Here is a 1,429-nt window from a genome sequence, read left to right as displayed (position 1 = left end):
TAGACTGCACCCAAAAGTTTGGACAAATTTATAATTAAGTTTGATAATAATGAGCTCGATATTTTATCGGGCTCATTTTGTTTAAATTTGATTTAATTCTTTCGTTATTGTAATATATTATATACTTATTAATTTCTTTTTTTAATTGTTCTATTGATTTAAATTTTTGGGTGTAAAACATTTCAGATTTTAATATTCCAAAGAAGTTTTCAATAATTGCATTATCTAGGCAGTTTCCTTTTCTTGACATGCTTTGTGTGATTCCTTTTTGTTTTAATAAAAGTTGGTAATGATTCATTTGATATTGCCAGCCTTGGTCTGAATGAAGTATTAAATTTGTATTATCTGGTATTTTTCTAAAGGCCTTTTTCAGCATCATAACCACTTGATTGAACACTGGTCTCTCTGTGAGTTCATAGCTGATTATTTCCTGATTAAATAAATCAATGATTGGTGATAAATATAATTTGTTTCCAGCTACATTGAACTCTGTTATATCAGTTGCCCATTTTTGATTTGGAGCTTTTGCTTTAAAATTTCGTTCTAGTATATTTGGAGCTATTTTACCATTTTCACCTTTATAAGACTTATACTTTTTTAATCTAATAACACTTTTTAACCCTAATAGATTCATCAATCTAAGAACTGTTTTATGATTGATAACCATTCCTCTGTTTTGTAATTCATCGGTTATTCTTCTGTAACCATAACGCCCTTTATGTGTGTGATAAATGACTTTAATCAACTCTTTAATTTCTTTATATTTATCAGGTGACTTACTTTGTTTTTGATGATAATAAAAACTGCTACGTGCCATATTTGCAAGGTTCAAAAGTAATTCCAAACCAAATTTATGCCTTAATTCGTTTATGGCTTTGGATTTTTCCTGGCTTGAATTAAGGCTTGCAGCTTTTTTAGCAATTCATTCTCACAGCGAAGTCTTTCGTTTTCTTTTAGCAGTTCCTGCTCTCTTGTCAGGGGTTTCTCTGATTTACTTTTTTTGCCTTTATTATTACTCATCGATACGGGTCTGCCTCTTTGTTTTGGTTGTAATCCTACTAGTCCAAAGTTAGCAAAATCTTTTTTCCATTTTAAAACTATGGAAATATCAGGAATATTAAATCTTATACCAGCCTGCATTAAGCTAAGAGATTCCTTTTCTATGATATTGAGCACTTTTAGCTTAAATTTGGCTGAATAGCTTTGATTCATTCGTGGCAATAAACCAATTTTACCATATGCCTTATAAAAACTGACCCACTTACGAATATTCCACCTTGCAGTCTGTTTTAATTTTGAAACATATCTATCTGAATAATGCTTCTTTAAAACCAATTCTACACATTCTAACTTAAATGCGTAGTCATACTTTGCTTTTCTTTCCATAAAAAATGCCCCAAATAGTGTCTAACTTTTTGGGGCATGTTCA

2 protein-coding genes are annotated in these 1,429 nt (G+C 30.2%); both read right to left on the bottom strand.

Annotated features, from left to right (window positions below; translation table 11 throughout):
• Positions 1-34: 34 nt before the first annotated feature.
• Positions 35-871: an IS3 family transposase gene (locus tag B0A66_RS21195; RefSeq protein ID WP_244283570.1), complete on the bottom strand. Its 837-nt coding sequence runs from the start codon at positions 869-871 to the stop codon at positions 35-37.
• The gene (locus tag B0A66_RS21190; RefSeq protein WP_089051846.1) at positions 868-1,386 is read right to left on the bottom strand and encodes a transposase; all 519 of its coding nucleotides are present in this window, start codon (positions 1,384-1,386) and stop codon (positions 868-870) included. Before B0A66_RS21190 ends, B0A66_RS21195 begins: the two co-directional genes overlap by 4 nt.
• Positions 1,387-1,429 lie beyond the last annotated feature (43 nt).

The sequence above is a fragment of the Flavobacterium hercynium genome, assembly GCF_002217285.1.
Lineage (GTDB): Bacteria > Bacteroidota > Bacteroidia > Flavobacteriales > Flavobacteriaceae > Flavobacterium > Flavobacterium hercynium.
This window is presented reverse-complemented; position numbering and strand designations above follow the sequence as displayed.